Origin of the sequence: Delftia sp. HK171, assembly GCF_001886655.1 — a bacterium.
In the GTDB taxonomy this organism is placed as follows: Bacteria; Pseudomonadota; Gammaproteobacteria; order Burkholderiales; family Burkholderiaceae_C; genus Comamonas; species Comamonas acidovorans.
The window spans coordinates 1,608,936-1,625,834 of the sequence record NZ_CP018101.1 but is presented as its reverse complement, the minus strand read 5'-3'; the positions used below and the strand labels follow the sequence as shown (position 1 = coordinate 1,625,834).

Here is a 16,899-nt window from a genome sequence, read left to right as displayed (position 1 = left end):
GTCCGGGTTGCGCTATCGATTGTCCGAAACCAGGGATGCACTCCAAGTCGGACAGAACGATCATAGGACCAGTCTTAGGAGTCTTCCAATGGGGTCTTACCTTTTCCCTTTGATCGCCGTGCTCATCTGGTCGGTCAATACCGTGGTCAGCAAGATGGCGGCCGACAGCATCGGCGCGGCCGAGATCGGTTTCTACCGCTGGCTGGTGGCGGCCGTGCTGTTCACGCCTTTCCTTTTGCCGTCCATCTGGCGCCAGCGCGCCGACATCCGGCCGCTGCTGCCGCGCCTCATCGTGCTGGGGATGCTCGGCATGGTGATCTACCAGAGCCTGGCCTACTACGCGGCCCATATGACATCGGCCACGCACATGGGCCTGATCGGTTCGCTCACGCCCATGATGGTGCTGGGCCTGTCCACCGCCATGCTGGGCCAGGCGCTGAGCCGGGGCGCCGTGCTGGGCTGCGTGCTGGCCATTGCGGGCGTGGCCCTGGTGGTGTCTTCGGGGCAGCCTGCCACCTTGCTCACCCAGGGCCTCAATGGCGGCGATGCGCTGATGTTCGTGGCCATGCTGGCCTATGCGGTCTACAACATCCTGCTCAAGCGCTGGCCCATGCCGCGCCTGGCCACGGTGCAACTGCTGTACCTGCAGATCCTGGTGGCCGTGATCGCGCAGCTGCCGCTGTTCCTGATGGCGCCGCGCACGGGGCTGAACGCGACCAACCTGCCGCTGGTGGGCTTTGCGGGCATCATGGCCTCCATCGCCGCGCCGCTGCTGTGGATGATGTCGGTGGCGCGCATCGGGCCGGGCCGCTCCAGCATGTTCTTCAACCTGGTACCCATCTTCACGGCCGTGATCGCCTTCATGGCGTTGGGTGAGCCCCTGGCGGCCTACCACGCCGTGGGCGGCGTGCTGACCATTGGCGGCCTGCTGCTGGCCGAGCTGTGGAAGCAGCCTTTGCGCGCACCGCGTGCCGCCGCCACCGCCTGAAAAAATCAGGGTTTTCCCGAGCGCAAATGGTGCACGCATGCTGCATGCCGGTGCGGCGCCCGCACCAGCTCTGCCCATAAGAATTTGCATTCAGGCCTGCTCATAATTTCTTGTTGGACAGCCCTGTCCCGCCTTTCGATACTGCCGCCACAGGAACAGCTCCAGACGCCCGGCCGGTCTCACTGCAGACCCGCCAGCGCCTGAAGCCCCTAAGACACACGGGCCCCGCCCCGGTCCGTGTGCCCGCTGCACCGTCGAAGACAGGAGACACCCCATGAGCAGTCCGGCATCCGCCGCACATTCCCCCGCCCACGGCGCCGGCCAGGCATCGCCGCCCGACATGGACGCCACCTACCGCAAGATCGCCTGGCGCCTGATTCCCTTTCTGGTGCTGCTCTTCATCCTGGCATGGATAGACCGCGTCAACGTCGGCTTCGCCAAGCTGCAGATGCTGGACGACCTGCAGTTCAGCGAGGCCATCTACGGCCTGGGTGCCGGCATCTTCTTCATCGGCTACTTTCTGTTCGAAGTGCCCAGCAACCTGCTGCTGGAGAAGATCGGCGCACGCAAGACGCTGGCGCGCATCACCATCCTGTGGGGCGCGGCCTCCATGGCCATGGCCTATGTGACCACGCCCACCATGTTCTACGTGCTGCGCTTCATCTTGGGCGTGGTGGAGGCCGGCTTCTTCCCCGGCGTGGTGCTGTACCTGACCTACTGGTTCCCGGCCCGCCACCGGGCGCGCGTCAACGGCCTGTTCATGACCTCGTTCGCCATTGCGGGCGCCGTGGGCGGCCCCATTGCGGGCGCCATCATGAATGGCATGCAGGGCGTGGGCCATCTGTCCAACTGGCAGTGGCTGTTCATCCTGGAGGGCATTCCCTCGGTGATCGCCGGCTTCTTCGTGCTGCTGTACCTGCCCGAGAAGCCCGCCAACGCCAAGTGGCTGAGCGCGTCCGAGCAGCGCGCCGTGACCGCCGCCGTGGAGGCAGAGAACCAGGGCGGCCACAAGCATGTGTCCTTCCTGGACGCCTGCCGCAACTACCGCGTGTGGCTGTGCGCTGCCGTGTATTTCTGCATCGTCAGCGGCAACGCCACCATTGCCTTCTGGTCGCCGTCCATCATCAAGGAGATCGGCATCCAGAACACGCTGCAGATCGGCCTGATCTCGGCCATTCCCTTCCTGGCCGGCACGCTGGCCATGGTCTGGAACGGCATGCATTCGGACAAGACGGGCGAGCGCCGCATGCACTGCGCCCTGTCCGCGCTGATCGCGGCGGCGGGCCTGATCCTGACGGGCCTGTTCCTGCACAACGCCGTGCTCGCCCTGTGCGCGCTGACGCTGGCCTCCATCGGCATCCTCGCGGCCTTTCCCGTGTTCTGGTCGATTCCTGCCGCCTTCCTGGCCGGCACGGCGGCGGCCGGCGGCATTGCGCTGATCAACTCCATCGGCAACCTGGCCGGCTTCGTGGCGCCCTACATGATCGGCGCGCTCAAGACCAGCACGGGGTCGCTGTCCTCGGGCCTGTACTTCGTGGCCGCGCTGGAATTCATGGCCGCCTTCCTGGTCGTGCTCTTCGTCAAGAAGCAGTGATGCCTGCGCGCCGCACCGCGCGCGCCACTGCCCCCTCCTCTTTCCCACCGGGGCCTGCGGCCCCGCCTTTTCCCTGGATCGCCTGCCATGCAACTGCAGTTCACCACCCCCGAGGGCCAGACCTTCGCCCCTGAATTCGACACCCTGATCGTCGCCGGCTGGGCCGGCCGCGACCGCGAGGCCATCGAGCACCACATCGAGGAGCTGGCCGCCATCGGCATTCCGCGCCCCAGCGCCGTGCCGCTGTACTACCGCATCTCCAGCAACCAGCTGAGCCAGCGCAGCGCGCTGCAGGTGCTGGGCCCGGACTCCTCGGGCGAGGTCGAGGTCTTCGTGTTCACGCACGAAGGCGAGATGTTCGTGAGCCTGGCCTCCGACCACACGGACCGCAAGCTGGAAGCCTACAGCGTGGCCTTTTCCAAGCAGGCCTGCGTCAAGCCCGTGGCCACCCAGGCCTGGCGCTTTGCCGACGTGGCCGGCCACTGGGATGAGCTGGTCGTGCGCTCGTGGATCGTGGAAGACGGCCGCGAGGTGCTCTACCAGGAAGGCACGCTGGCCAGCCTGCGCACGCCCCAGGACCTGATCGCAGGCTTCACGGGCGGCAAGGATCTGCTGCCCGCAGGCTGCGGCATGACCTGCGGCACGGTGGGCGCCATCGGTGGCATCCGCCCCTCGACGCAGTTCTCCATGGAGCTGTACGATCCCCGCAGCCAGCGTTCCATCCGCCACAGCTACCGCAGCGAACTGCTGGACGTCGTGGCCTGAGCCGCGACTCCGATCCGCCCACGCCCGCCTTCACCCACAGGACTTCCCACATGACCCAAGCCCTCCCCCTGCCCAGCCTGGAACTGGCATCACAGCGCCTGCATGGCGGCGAAACCACCTCGGTGCAGCTGACCGAGCAGGCCCTGGCCCGCACCATGTCGGGGGAAGGCCCCAAGGTGTTCACGCGCGTGTTCCAGGGCGCGGCCCTGGCCGAGGCCCGTGCCAGCGACGTGCTGCGTGCGGCCGGCCTGGCGCGCTCGCCCATCGAGGGCCTGCCGGTCTCGGTCAAGGACCTGTTCGACATCGCCGGCTTTCCCACGCTGGGCGGCTCGCGCCTGCTGGCCGACGCACCGCCCGCGCAGCGCACGGCCGAAGTAGTGCAGCGCCTGCGCCAGGCCGGCGCCGTCATCGTGGGCACGACCAACATGACCGAGTTCGCCTACTCGGGCCTGGGCATCAATCCGCACTACGGCACGCCGCGCAATCCCTGGCAGCGTGACGAGGACGGCGGCCGCATCCCGGGTGGCTCGTCCTCGGGCGCGGCCATCTCGGTCACCGACGGCATGGCCATGGCGGCCATCGGCTCGGACACGGGCGGCTCGGTGCGCATTCCTTCGGCGCTGTGCGGGCTCACGGGCTTCAAGCCCACGGCGCGCCGCGTGAGCATGGAGGGCGTGCTGCCGCTGTCGGCCAACCTGGACTCCATCGGCCCGCTGGCCCCCAGCGTGCGCTGCTGCGCCACGCTGGACGCCATCCTCTCCGGCGAGCCGCTGGGCGAGCTGCATGCCGCCCCGCTGCAGGGCCTGCGCCTGCTGGCACCCACCAACGTGGTGCTGGACGGCATGGACGCCACCGTGGCCGCCGCCTGGGAGCGCGCCCTGTCCCTGCTGTCGCAGGCGGGCGCCCACATCACCCATGCCGTGGTCGCGCCCTTCGGCGAGCTGGCCGACATCAATTCCAAGGGCGGCTTCACGGCCGCCGAGGCCTGGGCCTGGCACCGCCACCACATCGCCACGCGCCTGTCCGAGTACGACCCGCGCGTGGGCACGCGCATCCTGCGCGGCAAGGACATCAGCGCGGCCGACTACATCGACCTGCTGGCACGCCGCAAGCAGTGGATTGCCGCCGTCAGCGCCCAGATGGCCGACCATGACCTGATCGTCATGCCCACCGTGCCCGTGGTCGCCCCGAAGATCGCCGACCTCACGCAGAGCGACGAGGCCTACTTCGGCGCCAACGGCCTGATCCTGCGCAATCCCACGCTGATCAACTTCCTCGACGGCTGCGCCATCTCCCTGCCCTGCCAGCGCGCAAGCGAGGCGCCCGTGGGCCTGAGCCTGGCCGGCCTCGGCGGGCAGGACCGGCGACTGCTGTCCGTGGCCCTGGCCGTGGAGCAGCTGCTGGCTTCGGCGCAGGGCTGATCGACCAGGCGGCCTCGGGCCTAGCCGCCCAGGCCGCTGCCCGGCAGCCGCGCCACGGCCTGGCCGTGGTTCAGCGCAAAGGCGGCGGCGGTCTCCTCGGCCGCGCGCGCCACCACTTCGGTCAGCGGGTTCTGGTGGTCATTGCGAAAGCAGGCCACCAGCGGCAGCGAGGGGAACTCACGGTCCACGCGCAGCAGGCGCAGGCGCTGCTCGGCCAGCTCGCGCTGGATGATGGCCGGCGGCACGGCGGCCACGCCCAGGCCGTCGCAGACCACGCGGATCATGGTCGCCACCGAGGCGATGCAGTTCAGGTGCACCGAGGCGCTGCTTTCGGTGGAGAACAGCTGCTCGATCACCGCATACGGCTCGGAGCCGCGCGCAAAGCACATGATGGGAAAGGCCGCCAGCTCGGCCAGGCTCAGGGTCTCGTCGCCAATGCCCAGCTTGGGGCTGCCCACCCAGGCCATGGGAAATTCACCCAGCGACAGATGGCCCACGCCGGCCGCCGTCACGGGCTTGGCCTGCAGCGACAGGTCCAGCTGGCCCTTCACCAATTGCTCGGACATGTGCAGCGTGGTGTCGCAGGCGATCTCCACCTGCAGGCGCGGATAGCGCTGCTGCAGCAGCGCCAGGAAATCGGGAAACCAGCTGTGCACGATGGACTCGATGGCGCCGATGCGGATCACGCCGGCATAGGCCTGCTTGTCCAGCATGTCCTCGCGCATCTCGCGCATGAGGCGCAGCATGCGCTCGGCATGGACCAGGGCCTTGGCGCCGTCGGCCGTCAGCGTGACCTCGCGCACGCCACGGTCGAACAGGCGCACGCCGAACTCCTGCTCCAGCGTGGCGATGCGGCTGGAGACGGCGGCCTGCGTGGTGTACAGCCGCTCGGCCGTCATGCGGAAATTGCGCAGCTCGGCCAGCAAGACAAAGGTTTCCAGGAACCGTAGATTCATGCGGCGATGTTAGCCGTCCAGGCCATATCGATATAGCCCATGCATAGAACAGCTGCGTGCACAATGAATGCCTGGTTTTCGCGCAGCGTCTGCGCGCCACCCCCGACTGTCCAACCACCACCCCAAAATCGCGGAGGTCCGATGAGAGCTGACAACATCCTGCAAACGATTGGCAACACGCCCCATGTGCGCATCAACCGCCTGTTCGGCGCCGGTGCCAATGTGTGGATCAAGTCCGAGCGTGGCAACCCCGGCGGCTCCATCAAGGACCGCATCGCCCTGGCCATGGTCGAGGACGCCGAGAAGTCCGGCGCCCTGCAGCCCGGCGGCACCATCATCGAGCCCACCAGCGGCAACACCGGCGTGGGCCTGGCCCTGGTGGCCGCCGTCAAGGGCTACAAGCTGGTGCTGGTCATGCCCGAGAGCATGAGCATCGAGCGCCGCCGCCTGATGCTGGCCTACGGCGCCAGCTTCGACCTCACGCCCAAGGAAAAGGGCATGAAGGGCGCCATCGCCCGCGCCCAGGAACTGGCCAGCCAGACGCCTGGCGCCTGGATTCCCCAGCAGTTCGAGAACCCCGCCAACATCGATGTGCATGTGCGCACCACGGCCCAGGAAATCCTGGCCGACTTCCCCGAAGGCCTGGATGTGCTGATCACCGGCGTGGGCACGGGCGGCCACCTGACCGGCGTGGCCAAGGTGCTCAAGGCCAGGTTCCCCCAGCTCAAGGTCTTCGCCGTGGAGCCTGCCGCCTCGCCCGTGATCTCGGGCGGCCAGCCCTCGCCCCACCCCATCCAGGGCATTGGCGCAGGCTTCGTGCCCAAGAACCTGGACACCAGCCTGCTGGACGGCGTGATCCAGGTCGAGGCCGAACCCGCGCGCGAGTACGCACGCCGCTCGGCCCGCGAGGAAGGCATCCTGGTCGGCATCTCCTCGGGCGCCACCCTGGCCGCCATTGCGCAAAAGCTGCCCGAGCTGCCCGCAGGCGCCAAGGTGCTGGGCTTCAACTACGACACGGGCGAGCGCTACCTGTCGGTGGAAGGCTTTCTGCCGGCCTGACCGCCCTGCACCCTGAACAAGCCAAAGGCCCTTCGCGGGCCTTTTGTCATGGCAGAGCCGTTCAGATCGTCAGGCCCTGAGCCAGGTGCCGCAGCAGCGCATCCACCTTGGGCAGCAACTGGCGGCTGCGCGGCCAGACCAGGTGCAGCGGCAGGCCATCGACTTCGGCGCCGGGCAGCAGCCGCAGCAGGTGGCCATCGCGCAGCGGCGCTTCAACCATCCACGTGGCCAGTTGGGCGATGCCGCAGCCCGCCATCACGGCAGCCACCACCGCTTCGCCATCGCCCAGCACCATGCGCGGCTGCACCGCAATGGCGCCGGCACTGCTCTGCCATGCACTCATGCCTGCATCGGTCCTTCCATAGGCCACGGCATCATGGCCGGCCAGTGCCTGCAGGCTGTCAGGCGCTCCGCGCCGCTCCAGATAGGCAGGCGATGCGCAGAACACCAGCCGCTCCCGCCCCAGCAGACGCTGGCCCAGTCCCGCAGGCAGCTGCACGCTGCCGCCTATGCGCACGGCCACGTCGATGCCTTCGTCCACCACGTCCACGAAGCGGTCCGTGAACGACACCTGGGGCTGCACCGCCGCATGGCGCTGTGCAAACTCCAGCAGCAGCGGCATCACCTTGAGCCGTCCGTACAGCGCCGGCAGGTCCACGCGCAGCCTGCCTGCGGGCTCCAGGTGCTCGGCGGCCAGCACCTGCTCGGCCGACTCCAGCTCGCCCAGCACGCGCACACAGGTGCGGTAGAAGGCCTCGCCGGCATCGGTCAGCCGCAGCCGCCGCGTCGTACGTTCAAACAGGCGCGTCGCCAGCCGGGCTTCCAGCCGGGCCACGGCCTTGCCCACGGCCGAGCCTGTCAGGTGCAGCCGCTCGGCAGCAGCCGTGAAACTGCCCGCGTCTGCGGTACAGACAAAGGCCTCGATGCCCTTGAGACGCTCCGAAGGAAACATGGCGATGGCGGCTTTCATTCAAGAATCCATTTCCAGTATCTGCAGAAAATTCATCCGAGATAAGAATTCACATCTTAAATAAGCTCGCGGGCCTGTTGTTTCTTTTCCCCGGAGTCTTTGCGCATGTCCCCTGCCCCATCCCTGAACCGCGATGCCCGCCCCTCCATTCCTGCCACCCAAGGCAAGGCCGCCACCGCCGTGCTGGCGGTGGCGGCTTTCGTCATCGTCACAACGGAGTTCCTGATCGTCGGCCTGCTGCCGGCGCTGGCGCGCGACCTGGGCACCAGCGCTGCGGCGGCCGGCCAGCTGGTCACGCTGTTCGCCCTGGTCGTGGCGCTGGCCGGTCCGCCGCTCACGGCCTGGCTGGCACCGGTGGGCCGCAAGCGCCTGTTCGTGGCCATTGCCCTGCTGTTTGCGGGCTCGAATGCGCTGGCGGCCGTGGCGCCCAGCCTGGGCGTGCTGGCACTGGCGCGCCTGCTGCCGGCCATGGCGCTGCCGGTGTTCTGGGGCACGGCCAGCGAGACCGCCGCGCAACTGGCAGGACCGTCACGCGCAGGCCGTGCCGTGGCCAGCGTCTACCTGGGCATTTCTGCGGCGCTGCTGCTGGGCATTCCCCTGGGCACGCTGGCCGCCGATGCCGTGGGCTGGCGCGGCGCCTTCGGCCTGCTGGCCCTGCTGTCGCTGCTGGTGGCCCTGGCCCTGCAATGGAAGATGCCGGCGCTTGAAGGCGCGCCCCGCATGCCCCTGGCGCAGCAGTTGCGCGTGTTGCGCACTCCCCGGTTCCTGGCGCAGATTGCGCTGTCGGTGCTGGTCTTCACGGCCATGTTCACGGCCTATACCTATCTGGCCGAAATCCTGGAGCGCGCCGCCGGCGTGGCACCCGCACGCGTGGGCTGGTGGCTGATGGGATTTGGCGCCGTCGGCCTGGCCGGCAACTGGCTGGGCGGGCGCTGGGCCGAGCGCCACGCGCTGAGAGTCACAGCGGTCCTGTGCCTGGTACTGGCCCTGGGCATGGCGGCCACCGTGCAGTTGGCCCAGGCCTTGCCCTGGCTGGTGGTCGCGCTGGCCGTCTGGGGCGTGGCCAACACGGCCCTGTATCCGGTCTGCCAGATCCGCGTCATGCAATCCGCACCCCAGGCGCAGGCCCTGGCGGGCACGGCCAATGTCTCGGCCGCCAATGCCGGCATTGCGCTGGGTGCCCTTTTGGGCGGATGGGCACTGCAGACGGCAGGCCCTCTGTCCACGGGCCGGGTTGCCGCCGGCCTGGCCATGCTGGCGGCCGTGGCGGCGCTGTGCATGGCACGCTCGGGGCGAGCAAGGCACGCGCACTGCGCATGATCCACTCCATGAAGAGCCAGGGCCGGCAACCGCAGCGGCGTGCATTGTTGCTGGCCGCTGCATGCTGCGTTGTCTGCACGCGCACAAAGTGAACAGCCTCGGGCCTGGACAATCCGTACCGGCGCCGCGACCGCATCCCGGACCGCGGCCTGTGTGCAGCGGAGACGTGACGCCCAGCCCGGCGTAGGACAGTTGTGTGGAGATTTCTTACAAAACATGTTGCGCCCACAGGTCATGCTGAACGCGCATCGGGCAAACCCGACTCTGGCCTACGATGGTCTGACCAAGGAGTAAAAAAATCTTGTTCGGTTTCTTTGAAAAACGCGTTCCGCCCTATCCCAGCGTCGAGCCCACGGTCCCTCCCAAGGGCTTTTTCGCCTTCATCTGGGCCTGCACGCAAGGCATGCGCGGCTGGATCGCGCTGCTGACCTGCACCTCGGCGCTGCTGGCCGTCTACGAGGCGGCGCTGTTCGCCCTCATGGGCCATGTGGTGGACTGGTTGTCCACGGTGTCGCCGGCCGGTTTCTGGGCAGAGCAGCGCGGCACGGTGTGGGGCATTGCCGCCGTCCTGCTGTCCAGCGTGCTGCTGCTGGCCTTTCACACGGCGGTGATGCACCAGGTGCTGGCCATCAACTTCCCGATGCGGCTGCGCTGGGTGTTCCACCGGCTGATGCTGGGCCAGAGCATGTCGTTCTATGCCGACGAGTTCGCGGGCCGCATCACCACCAAGATCATGCAGACCGCGCTTTCCGTGCGCGAAGTGGTGTTCATGGTGGTCGATGTGCTGGTGGGCGTGAGCGTCTACATGATCGGCATCCTGATCCTGGCGGCCAGCTTCGAGTGGCGGCTGATGATTCCGTTTGCGCTGTGGCTGGCCGCCTATATCGGTGCCTGCTGCTACTTCGTTCCGCGCCTGGGCAAGATCGGCAAGGAGCAGGCCGATGCACGCTCCATGATGACGGGCCGCGTGACCGATGCCTACACCAACATCGCCACCGTCAAGCTGTTCGCCCACACGCGCCGCGAGGCCGAGTACGCGCGCAACGCCATGGAGGCCTTCAAGTCCACGGGCTATGCGCAGATGCGGCTGGTCAGCCAGTTCGAGATCGTCAACCATCTGATGATCACGATGCTACTGGTGGGCTCGGCGGGCACGGCGCTGTACCTGTGGTCGGCCGGACAGGCCAGCGCAGGCGTGGTGGCGGCCATCATCGCCATGGCGCTGCGCCTGATGGGCTATTCGCACTGGGTGATGTGGCAGATGACGGGCCTGTTCGAGAACGTGGGCACCATCCAGGACGGCATCCTCACGCTGACCAAGCCGCGCACCATCGTGGACGCGCCCGACGCCAGGCCGCTGCAGGTCACGCACGGCGCCATCGCCTTCGAGGACCTGAGCTTTGCCTACAAGGACGGCGGCAAGCAGGTGATCGACCACCTGAACCTGCACATCCGCGCCGGCGAGCGCATCGGCCTGATCGGCCGCTCGGGCGCGGGCAAGTCCACGCTGGTGAACCTGCTGCTGCGCTTCCATGAAGCCCAGGGCGGGCGCATCACCATCGACGGCCAGGACATCCGCACCGTCACGCAGGACAGCCTGCGCGGCGCCGTGGGCATGGTCACGCAGGACACCTCGCTGCTGCACCGCTCCATGCGCGACAACATCCTCTACGGCCGCCCCGACGCGACCGAGCAGGAGATGCTGGCCGCCGCGCAGAAGGCCGAGGCCTCGGACTTCATCGCCACGCTGACCGACCTCAAGGGCCGTGGCGGCTACGACGCCCAGGTGGGCGAGCGCGGCGTCAAGCTGTCGGGCGGCCAGCGCCAGCGCGTGGCGATTGCGCGCGTCATGCTCAAGGACGCGCCCATCCTGCTGCTGGACGAGGCCACCAGCGCGCTGGACAGCGAGGTCGAGGCGGCCATCCAGCAAAGCCTGGACAGCCTCATGCACGGCAAGACCGTGATCGCCATCGCCCACCGCCTGTCGACCATCGCGGCCATGGACCGGCTCATCGTCATGGACCAGGGCCACATCGTCGAGCAGGGCACGCACCAGCAACTGCTGGAGCTGGGCGGCATCTACGCCAAGCTGTGGTCGCACCAGAGCGGCGGCTTCCTCGCAGAGCAGGGCTCGGAAGCTGCCAACGCCAACGGCTAGACGCTCGCCAGATCCCGGTCCAGCTGCGTATGCAAGGTGTAGCGGCTGGCCGGGTGCAAGGTCACGCTGAGGTCCATCAACTCTCCATCGGTATCCAGGTAGCGGCGCACGATCTTCAGCGCCGCTGACCCTGCCGGGGACTGCAATTCCTCCGACAGCGCCTCGGGAATGAGCGCCCCCACCACGGCCTGCCGCACCCGCGCGATGCGCAGGCCGTATTGCTGCTCCAGCAGGCTGCTGACCAGCAACTCGGGCGCAGCGCGCACGCGCTCGGCCAGTTCCTGCGTGTCAAAGCGCTGCGCATCCACATAGACCACGGTCCAAGCAATGGGCAGGTGCGGCGCGGCGCCGTCGCGGCGCAGGCTGCAGATGGCCAGCCAGCGGCTGCCGGCCGGGCAGTCCAGTTCGGCGGCCAGGTCCTGGTCCAGCACCACCTCCTCGATGCGCCGCACCTCGCGCACATGGGTGGCGCCGAACTGCACCAGGTCCTCCAGCGAGGTCAGCGCCTGGCGGTAGTGCGCATGGGGCTGCGCCGCCTCCACGCGCGTGCCCACCTTCTTGCGCCGCGATACCAGCCCCGACTGCTGCAGCTCGGCAATCGCCGCGCGCACGGTGTGGCGGCTCACGCCATAGCGGTCGCACAGCTCCAGCTCGGTGGGCAGCAGGGCGCCCACGGCGTATTCACCCGAGGCAATGCGCTCGGACAGGTCGCGCGCCACCTGGGCATAGCGTGTCTCAGCCATGGGCGCAGGCCCTCACCCCAGGCAAACCCGGATGTTCGTAATGTACGTACATAAATAAAAATATCGATATGTCCGAACTTAATCGCAATTGCGCACCATGACCCTTCCGTCCTTCACCTCCAGCACCGCCATCGATTCGCTGCTGTTCCGCGACGCCTTCGGCACCCCCGCCATGCGCGCCATCTTCGCCGACAGCGCGCTGGTGTCGCGCTACATCGAGGTCGAGGTCGCGCTGGCGCGCGCCCAGGGCCGCTGCGGCGTGATTCCGGCCGAGGCCGCACATGAGATCGCGCAGCGCTGCAGCCTCGACGCGCTGGACTTCGAGCTGCTGCGCAAGGAAACCGACATTGTCGGCTACCCCATCCTGCCGCTGGTGCACCAGCTGGTGAAACAGTGCGGCGACGCAGGCCGCTACATCCACTGGGGCGCCACCACCCAGGACATCATGGACACGGCCACCGTGCTGCAGGTGCGCGATGCGCTGGACCTGGTCGATGCCGACATCGCCGCGCTGCGCACCATCCTGGCCGACCTGGCAGAACGCCACCGCGACACGCCCATGGCCGGCCGCACGCACCTGCAGCACGCCCTGCCCATCACCTTCGGCTACAAGGCCGCCATCTGGCTGGCCATGTTCGACCGCCATGCCCAGCGCCTGAAGGAACTGCGCCCGCGCGTGCTGGTGGGCCAGTTCGCGGGGGCGGCAGGCACGCTGGCCTCGCTGAGCGGGCGGGGCCTGGAAGTGCAGCAATTGCTGATGGAAGAACTGGGCCTGGGCGTGCCCGCCACCACCTGGCATGTGGCGCGCGACGGCCTGGCCGAAGCGGTGAATTTCCTGGCCCTGGTCACCGGCTCGCTGGGCAAGATCGCCTACGACGTGATGCTGCTGTCCTCCACCGAGTTCGGCGAGGTGTTCGAGCCCTTCGTCACGGGGCGCGGCGCCAGCAGCACCATGCCGCAAAAGCGCAACGCCATCTCCAGCGAGCTGATGCTGGCCGCCTCCAAGGCCGTGCGCCAGCATGCGGGCCTGATGCTGGACGCCATGGTCCAGGACCTGGAGCGCGCCACCGGCCCCTGGCACGCCGAATGGGTGGCCCTGCCCGAGAGCTTCGTGCTCTCGGCCGGCGCCCTGCACCAGGCGCGCTTCATGCTGGGCGGCCTCATCGTCGATCCCGGACGCATGGCCCGCAACCTGGACATGACCGACGGCCTGATCGTGGCCGAGGCCGTGATGATGGGCCTGGCCCCGCACACGGGCCGCCAGCAGGCACACGACATCGTCTATGCCGCCTGCCGCAGCGTCAACGCCGAGGGCGGCACGCTGGCCGATGCGCTGGCCCGCCTGCCTGAAGTCACGGCCCATTTCGACCGCGCGGCGCTGCAGCGCCTCACCGACCCGCGCAACTACCTGGGCGAGGCCCCGCAGATGGTGGACCGCGCCCTTGCGCTGTCGCGCGCCCATACAGCCAGCGGCCGCTGACACCCCGGCCCAGGACAGAACACAGCACTACAGGAGACAACACCATGCCTTTCCATCTTCCCCGCCTGCCACGCCTGGCCCTTGCCCTGGCCGCCACCACCTTCGCCCTGGCCGCGCACGCCCAGGGCGGCTACCCCGCCAAGCCGCTGACCTGGATCGTGCCCTTCGCGGCCGGCGGCCCCACGGACGCCATGGCGCGCGACATCGCCCAGCGCACCAGCACCCAGCTGGGCCAGCAGATCATCATCGAGAACGTTCCGGGTGCGGGCGGCACCATCGGCGCGGCCAAGGCGGCGCGCTCGGCGCCCGACGGCTACAGCTTCCTGGTCGGCCACATGGGCTACATGGGCGCGGCGCCGTCGCTGTACAAGAAGCTGGCCTATGACCCGGTCAAGGACTTCGAGGCGGTGTTCCGCTTCCCCGACACGCCGCTGGTGCTGCTGGTGGGCAAGAACTCCCCGTACAAGACGGCCGAGGAGCTGGTGGCCTTCGGCAAGCAGAACCCGGGCCGGCTGAACTTCGGCAACGCGGGCGTGGGATCGACCTCGCACCTGGTGGCCGCGCTGTTCGCCAGCCGCGCGCAGATGGAGATCACCCAGGTGGCCTACAAGGGCGCGGCACCGGCCATGACCGATGTGATCTCGGGCCAGGTCGATGCCATGTTCGACCAGACCAACACCGCCCTGCCCCAGCTGGCGGGCGAGCGCATACGCGCCATCGCCCTCACCTCGGACAAGCCCATGCCCCAGTTCCCGGGCGCGGCAGCGCTGGGCCAGAAGCTGCTGCCCGGCTTCGAGACCGCCACCTGGTACGGCATCTACGCGCCCAAGGGCACGCCGCGCGACGTGGTGCAAAAGGTCTACCAGGCCTACACCAAGGCGCTGGCCGACAAGGCCTGGACCGACAGGATGGCCGCCCAGGGCATACGCCTGCTGCCCGCAGATCAATACGCCCCCGAAGCCCTGGCACGCCACACGGCCGCCGAGGTGGAGCGCTGGCGCAAGGTGGCAGCCGACGCGAAGATCTCGCTGGACTGAGCCCATGGACCAGACACGCACCCAGGCCCAGGCACCGACCCAAGCTCATACCCGCATCGAGCACGATGCCTTCGGCCCCGTCCACATCCCTGCCGACCGACTGTGGGGCGCGCAGACCCAGCGTGCGCTGGAGCTGTTCACCATTGGCGAGGAGCGCTTTCCGCAGGGCCTGTACCGCGCCTTCGGGCTGCAGAAGCTGGCGGCAGCGCGCGCCAACCGGCGCCTGGGCGTGCTGGACGACGAGCGCGGCGCGGCCATTGAGGACGCAGCCGCCGAACTGCGCGACGGCCTGCTGGACGCGCATTTCCCGCTGACCATCTGGCAGACGGGCTCGGGCACGCAGACCAACATGAATGCCAACGAGGTCATCGCCAACCGCGCCAACCAGATGCTGGGCCAGCCCCCGGGCACGCGCAGCCCGGTCCACCCCAACGACCATGCCAATGCCTCGCAGTCGTCCAACGACAGCTTTCCCACGGTGATGCACCTGGCCACGGCGCTGGAGCTGCGCGACCATCTGCTGCCCGCCCTGGAGCGGCTGCAGCAGCGCCTGCAGGAACGCGCCCTGGCCTTTGCCGGCGTGCTCAAGGTGGCGCGCACGCACCTGATGGACGCCGTGCCCATGACGCTGGGCCAGAGCTTCGAGACCTTCGCCCACCAGGTGGGCCATGGCATCCACCGGCTGCAGGCCACCCAGCCCCGGCTGTGGAGCCTGGCCCAGGGCGGCACGGCGGCCGGCACGGGACTCAACGCGCCGGCCGGATTCGACCGGATCTTCTGCGAGGAGATACAGGCGCTCACGGGCCTGGCAGTCACGCCCAACCCCTGCAAGTTCGAAGGCATGGCCGCGCACGATGCGCTCATCGAGGTCTCGGGCGCGCTCAACGTGGTGGCCGGTTCGCTGGCCAAGATGGCCAATGACATCCGCCTGCTGGGCTCAGGCCCGCGCTGCGGCCTGGGGGAGCTGGTGTTTCCCGACGATGGGCTGAGCTCCTCCATCATGCCGGGCAAGCGCAACCCGACCGTGGCCGAGGTCGTGGTCCAGGCCGCCTACCAGGCCATGGGCCACCACCTCACCGTCACGCTGGCGGGCTCGGCCGGGCACTTCGAGCTCAACGTGGCCAAGCCCGTGCTGATCCACCACCTGCTGCGCGCCATGCGCGCGCTGGGCGACGCCAGCCGCGTGTTTGCCGAGAAGCTGGTGGCCGGCCTGCAGGCACACACCGAGCGGCTGGAGCAACAGGTCAGCCACTCGCTGCTGCAGGCCACCGCGCTCAACCCGGTGCTGGGCTATGACGCCGTGGCACGCATCACGCGCGAGGCCATGGCGCGCGGCATTGCGCCGCGCGAGGCGGCCGTGGAGCTGGGGCTGGTCACGGCGGCCGAGTACGACCGGCTGGTGGACCTGCGGGCCATGGCCGGGCTGCCGCCCGCGTAGCGGCCTCAATCCTCCAGGCCTATGTTCTGCACGATCTTCTTCTCGTCCTCGAACGCCTTCCTGGCGAACGCCGTGTACTCCTGGCTGCCGCGGAACTGCGTGCGCACGCCGTAGTTGCCGACGACCTGGCGGAAGGCCGGGTCGTCCATGGCGGCCTTGATGGCGGCTTCGAGCTTGCGCACGATCTCGGGCGGCAGGCCGCGCGGCCCGGCAATGCCCAGGGGCGAGGGCACATCGAAGGCATAACCGGCCTCGCGGAACGTGGGCACGTTGGCAAAGGCCTCGGGCCGCACCTCGGAGGCCGATGCCAGGGCGCGCAGCTTGCCCGAGCTCAGGTACGGCAGCACCGTGTTGGCGTACACGCCGGACTTGATGTGGCCGGCCATCAGCGAGTTCAGCGCCTCGGCATCGCCCTTGAAGGGCGCATGCGTGAAGCGTGCGCCCGTGGCCTGCTCCAGCAGCGCCATCACCACATGGTTGGCCGTGAACTTGCCCGGCGTGCCGTAGTCCACGGCGCCCGGATTCTTCTTGGCGAACTCGACCAGATCCTGCACCGTCTTGAACGGCGAGTCCTGGGGCACGGCCAGCACGAAGTCATAGGTCATGTAGGTGGCGATGTAGCTGAGATCGCGCACCGGGTCGTACTGCACCTTCTGGATGTGGGGCTGGCGGAAGATGCTCACGGGCGCCAGCGTCAGGCGGTAGCCATCGGGCTTGGCCGTGCGCATCTCCATCACGCCCATGGACGCGCCTGCGCCGGGCTTGTTCTCGATCACCACGGTCTGCCCCAGCTGCTTGCCCATGCCCTGGGCCAGCGCACGCGCCACCACGTCGGTCACGCCGCCCGCGCCGTAGGGCACGACCAGGCTGATGGGGCGGCTGGGATAGCTGTCCTGCGCCCATGCTGCGCCCGTCATCAGGACCGATGCGCACATCCATGCGCCAAACACTCGTCTTTGCATTTCCATCT

The 16,899-nt window shown here is 68.5% G+C and carries 14 protein-coding genes; 10 read left to right on the top strand and 4 right to left on the bottom strand.

The genetic code is table 11. The features are described 5' to 3' along the window. Positions 1-88 precede the first annotated feature (88 nt). From BO996_RS07345 to BO996_RS07330, 4 genes are all read left to right on the top strand, one after another. Complete coding sequence (locus BO996_RS07345; protein WP_012203377.1) at positions 89-988, top strand: DMT family transporter; 900 nt, start codon at positions 89-91, stop codon at positions 986-988. A gap of 274 nt (positions 989-1,262) precedes the next feature. Next, the gene (locus tag BO996_RS07340; protein WP_034390465.1) at positions 1,263-2,582 is read left to right on the top strand and encodes an MFS transporter; all 1,320 of its coding nucleotides are present in this window, start codon (positions 1,263-1,265) and stop codon (positions 2,580-2,582) included. A gap of 87 nt (positions 2,583-2,669) precedes the next feature. After that, the gene (locus tag BO996_RS07335) at positions 2,670-3,347 is read left to right on the top strand and encodes a DUF2848 domain-containing protein (protein WP_013804123.1); all 678 of its coding nucleotides are present in this window, start codon (positions 2,670-2,672) and stop codon (positions 3,345-3,347) included. Between the two features lie 50 nt (positions 3,348-3,397). After that, on the top strand, positions 3,398-4,768 hold the full coding sequence (locus BO996_RS07330) for an amidase (protein WP_071954402.1): 1,371 nt from the start codon (positions 3,398-3,400) through the stop codon (positions 4,766-4,768). A 20-nt stretch (positions 4,769-4,788) separates the two neighbouring features. Here BO996_RS07330 and BO996_RS07325 read toward each other — a convergent pair whose 3' ends face one another. Then, positions 4,789-5,724 (bottom strand): LysR family transcriptional regulator, encoded by a 936-nt coding sequence (locus BO996_RS07325; RefSeq protein ID WP_043822010.1) that lies wholly within the window; start codon positions 5,722-5,724, stop codon positions 4,789-4,791. Between the two features lie 141 nt (positions 5,725-5,865). On the opposite strand from BO996_RS07325, the gene cysK reads away from it, so the two are divergent. Beyond that, positions 5,866-6,783 (top strand): cysteine synthase A, encoded by a 918-nt coding sequence (gene cysK, locus BO996_RS07320; protein WP_013804126.1) that lies wholly within the window; start codon positions 5,866-5,868, stop codon positions 6,781-6,783. Between the two features lie 61 nt (positions 6,784-6,844). On the opposite strand, the gene BO996_RS07315 is transcribed toward cysK, so the two are convergent. Next, positions 6,845-7,753 (bottom strand): LysR family transcriptional regulator, encoded by a 909-nt coding sequence (locus BO996_RS07315; RefSeq protein ID WP_017406936.1) that lies wholly within the window; start codon positions 7,751-7,753, stop codon positions 6,845-6,847. A 105-nt stretch (positions 7,754-7,858) separates the two neighbouring features. Between BO996_RS07315 and BO996_RS07310 the strand changes: the two genes are divergently transcribed. Together BO996_RS07310 and BO996_RS07305 are read left to right on the top strand one after the other, a co-directional pair. Then, a complete protein-coding gene (locus tag BO996_RS07310) occupies positions 7,859-9,073 on the top strand; it encodes an MFS transporter (protein WP_071954401.1) in 1,215 nt (404 codons plus the stop codon). 301 nt (positions 9,074-9,374) lie between these two features. Next, on the top strand, positions 9,375-11,231 hold the full coding sequence (locus tag BO996_RS07305) for an ABC transporter ATP-binding protein (protein ID WP_013804128.1): 1,857 nt from the start codon (positions 9,375-9,377) through the stop codon (positions 11,229-11,231). On the opposite strand, the gene BO996_RS07300 is transcribed toward BO996_RS07305, so the two are convergent. Further along, on the bottom strand, positions 11,228-11,974 hold the full coding sequence (locus BO996_RS07300; RefSeq protein ID WP_071954400.1) for a GntR family transcriptional regulator: 747 nt from the start codon (positions 11,972-11,974) through the stop codon (positions 11,228-11,230). The genes BO996_RS07305 and BO996_RS07300 overlap by 4 nt on opposite strands. Before the next feature lie 97 nt (positions 11,975-12,071). Here BO996_RS07300 and pcaB point away from each other — a divergent pair, with 97 nt between their 5' ends. The 3 genes from pcaB to BO996_RS07285 are packed head-to-tail and all read left to right on the top strand — an operon-like array spanning position 12,072 to position 15,929. Further along, entirely contained in the window at positions 12,072-13,454 is a 1,383-nt protein-coding gene (gene pcaB, locus BO996_RS07295) for a 3-carboxy-cis,cis-muconate cycloisomerase (protein ID WP_071954399.1), read from the top strand. Positions 13,455-13,498: 44 nt separating this feature from the next. Next, entirely contained in the window at positions 13,499-14,491 is a 993-nt protein-coding gene (locus BO996_RS07290) for a tripartite tricarboxylate transporter substrate-binding protein (RefSeq protein WP_012203368.1), read from the top strand. A gap of 4 nt (positions 14,492-14,495) precedes the next feature. Beyond that, positions 14,496-15,929 (top strand): class II fumarate hydratase, encoded by a 1,434-nt coding sequence (locus BO996_RS07285; RefSeq protein ID WP_071954398.1) that lies wholly within the window; start codon positions 14,496-14,498, stop codon positions 15,927-15,929. 5 nt (positions 15,930-15,934) lie between these two features. Here the strand turns inward: BO996_RS07285 and BO996_RS07280 are convergent, their stop codons facing one another. Next, complete coding sequence (locus BO996_RS07280) at positions 15,935-16,891, bottom strand: tripartite tricarboxylate transporter substrate binding protein (protein ID WP_012203366.1); 957 nt, start codon at positions 16,889-16,891, stop codon at positions 15,935-15,937. Between the last annotated feature and the right edge of the window lie 8 nt (positions 16,892-16,899).

Bases quoted from the DNA above. Each gene is read 5' to 3' on its own strand.
- BO996_RS07345 (WP_012203377.1), top strand. From the start codon at position 89: ATGGGGTCTTACCTTTTCCCTTTGATCGCCGTGCTCATCTGGTCGGTC.
- BO996_RS07340 (WP_034390465.1), top strand. From the start codon at position 1,263: ATGAGCAGTCCGGCATCCGCCGCACATTCCCCCGCCCACGGCGCCGGC.
- BO996_RS07335 (WP_013804123.1), top strand. From the start codon at position 2,670: ATGCAACTGCAGTTCACCACCCCCGAGGGCCAGACCTTCGCCCCTGAA.
- BO996_RS07330 (WP_071954402.1), top strand. From the start codon at position 3,398: ATGACCCAAGCCCTCCCCCTGCCCAGCCTGGAACTGGCATCACAGCGC.
- BO996_RS07325 (WP_043822010.1), bottom strand. From the start codon at position 5,724: ATGAATCTACGGTTCCTGGAAACCTTTGTCTTGCTGGCCGAGCTGCGC.
- cysK (WP_013804126.1), top strand. From the start codon at position 5,866: ATGAGAGCTGACAACATCCTGCAAACGATTGGCAACACGCCCCATGTG.
- BO996_RS07315 (WP_017406936.1), bottom strand. From the start codon at position 7,753: ATGAAAGCCGCCATCGCCATGTTTCCTTCGGAGCGTCTCAAGGGCATC.
- BO996_RS07310 (WP_071954401.1), top strand. From the start codon at position 7,859: ATGTCCCCTGCCCCATCCCTGAACCGCGATGCCCGCCCCTCCATTCCT.
- BO996_RS07300 (WP_071954400.1), bottom strand. From the start codon at position 11,974: ATGGCTGAGACACGCTATGCCCAGGTGGCGCGCGACCTGTCCGAGCGC.
- pcaB (WP_071954399.1), top strand. From the start codon at position 12,072: ATGACCCTTCCGTCCTTCACCTCCAGCACCGCCATCGATTCGCTGCTG.
- BO996_RS07290 (WP_012203368.1), top strand. From the start codon at position 13,499: ATGCCTTTCCATCTTCCCCGCCTGCCACGCCTGGCCCTTGCCCTGGCC.
- BO996_RS07285 (WP_071954398.1), top strand. From the start codon at position 14,496: ATGGACCAGACACGCACCCAGGCCCAGGCACCGACCCAAGCTCATACC.
- BO996_RS07280 (WP_012203366.1), bottom strand. From the start codon at position 16,891: ATGCAAAGACGAGTGTTTGGCGCATGGATGTGCGCATCGGTCCTGATG.